Source organism: Exiguobacterium sp. s189 (genome assembly GCF_018617615.1).
GTDB lineage: Bacteria > Bacillota > Bacilli > Exiguobacteriales > Exiguobacteriaceae > Exiguobacterium > Exiguobacterium aestuarii_A.
Map to the genome: position 1 here is coordinate 1 of NZ_JACSKM010000024.1, position 1895 is coordinate 1895.

The 1895-nt window shown below is 40.0% G+C and carries 3 protein-coding genes; all 3 read right to left on the bottom strand.

What is annotated here, in order from left to right; genetic code table 11:
- Positions 1-25: 25 nt before the first annotated feature.
- The 3 genes from KNO99_RS15180 to KNO99_RS15190 are packed head-to-tail and all read right to left on the bottom strand — an operon-like array spanning position 26 to position 1331.
- Positions 26-928 carry a rolling circle replication-associated protein gene (locus KNO99_RS15180; RefSeq protein WP_214750077.1) on the bottom strand — a complete coding sequence of 301 codons (903 nt, stop codon included), beginning with the start codon at positions 926-928 and terminating at the stop codon, positions 26-28.
- Between the two features lie 45 nt (positions 929-973).
- Complete coding sequence (locus KNO99_RS15185; RefSeq protein ID WP_214750079.1) at positions 974-1120, bottom strand: hypothetical protein; 147 nt, start codon at positions 1118-1120, stop codon at positions 974-976.
- A complete protein-coding gene (locus KNO99_RS15190; protein WP_214750081.1) occupies positions 1107-1331 on the bottom strand; it encodes a hypothetical protein in 225 nt (74 codons plus the stop codon). The genes KNO99_RS15185 and KNO99_RS15190 overlap by 14 nt, the downstream gene beginning before the upstream one ends.
- Positions 1332-1895: the final 564 nt, after the last annotated feature.

A 1895-nucleotide genomic window follows, 5' to 3' on the forward strand; every position in this document is an offset into this window, starting at 1 on the left:
TATTATTCAGTTTTTTTAAAGCAAGTTACTGTTCACCTCGTTTCATGTTATACTGCTCATAGGTGATAGTATTTGTGAAGTCGTCTTGCTCGACGACTATCTGTTTTGTGTAGTTGGGTGTCGTAGACCCGACTACTTTTTTTATGTCCTGATACTTCATTTCTTGACGTTCAGGCATTTGAATTCCTTTTGACTTACGATAGAGATTCATACCGCTTGGATAGAGATGTAAACGACCACCCTTGATGAACTTCTTTTCTTGACCATCCACTTCAACGATTTTCAACTCTCTTTTATCAGCGATCACTTGATGAACATTAGTACTATTCACTTCAACATCCGTTAGATATGCGGAAAGATATGCGCCAATGTTATCGACACCTTTCAACGAATGAATGTTTGTAAATCCATGCCCCCATATTTCACATACTTCATTGTTAGGAATAAAGATTTTTTTGCCTTTCATATCATTGAAGCGAATCAATAAATGATGGTGCCATGCTCCACGTTCTTGTGGCTCGACTACCGTCATATAATCTATGGATCCGTATTGTTTAGAGTATTTATAACGGAACCGCTTCATGAATTTGTCGAAATCTGAATAAAGTTTTTTTGTATCCCTCATATTCTCTTCATACGTCAATGTGATATGTAGCTCATTACCAACACCAGTGTAATTGTTGTTAATCAAGTATCGAAGTTTCTTGAATGTTTGTCGTAATGAGTTGAAAGAGTCACTACGTACTTCAGAGTGATTGAACTCACCAATCTCTCCAGTCTTTAGATTCACGTAACGTTCCTTGTCTAATTTCTTGATATGGTTTGTTCGATTCATGAACTCCATGTGCTGTACTTCAACAAGGTGATTCATCTTTGTGACCCGCACTGACGAGATAGGAGAGATAGCAGGACGACTTTCTTCTTCCATCCTCTCACCAACTTTTCTCGTAATGTTTAATTAAAATCAAGTTAATTAAGAGCGCTCGTTTTCACGCTGTTCTTTTAACGACTCATATGCTCGAATCAAGTATTCCAAATCCTTGCGACTCACAGTGATCGTTACATTAGATTCATCTGGGAACATCTCCAGTTCTTCCTTCAAACGCTCAATTGGATTCATTCTTTTGTTCCTCCAGTAGCTTCATGACCTTCTCATTAGTCATCAACGCCATTGCCTTAGTCATATCATCCTGCCGCTTAATTTCTGCAAGACGCATATTGATGAACGCAGTAACCGATACACCATGAGCATAAGCTTGTTCATTTACCCATTCATTTAGATGAATTGGCATACGAATATTAATACGCTTAGTTTCCATATTGTCCGACATTGTCCGACACCTCTTTTCTGTATGCTGTACATCCATCATACTCAATTATGTATTTATTGGCAACGCTTTTTTATTTCACGACTATTTTACATGGAGCCACTGGCAGACGGGCATGACGGCGTTATCCGAAAAACGCTCCCGATCGCTGCGCTCACTAAAGAGCGCCTTTCGGCTAACCAGCCTAGCCCGTCCACCTACTCCATATAAAATAGCTTTCGCGACATAAAACGCTGTCCTCTTTTGTCTTACAAGGTAATCTTACGCAAGGCATTGTATTAAATTGTGGTACAACGTAAGACTTGATACGACAGAATCCGACAAATGGGAACATAGTCCGACACCTCTTCATACGTGGCACGCCTTTACAAAGGCGCTGGCTGGCCTCTAACGAGTCCCCAGCCAGTCGCCTCCTTGCAAAATGGCGAAGTCCTTGTAAAATGAAAAAAGGACGCTCGGGGCTAATGAGCATCCTCTTTATTATTCAGTTTTTTTAAAGCAAGTTACTGTTCACCTCGTTTCATGTTATACTGCTCATAGGTGATAGTATTTGTGAAGTCGTCTTGC

Excerpts from the sequence above, each read along its gene's own strand:
- KNO99_RS15180 (WP_214750077.1), bottom strand. The coding sequence starts at position 928 with ATGGAAGAAGAAAGTCGTCCTGCTATCTCTCCTATCTCGTCAGTGCGG.
- KNO99_RS15185 (WP_214750079.1), bottom strand. The coding sequence starts at position 1,120 with ATGAATCCAATTGAGCGTTTGAAGGAAGAACTGGAGATGTTCCCAGAT.
- KNO99_RS15190 (WP_214750081.1), bottom strand. The coding sequence starts at position 1,331 with ATGTCGGACAATATGGAAACTAAGCGTATTAATATTCGTATGCCAATT.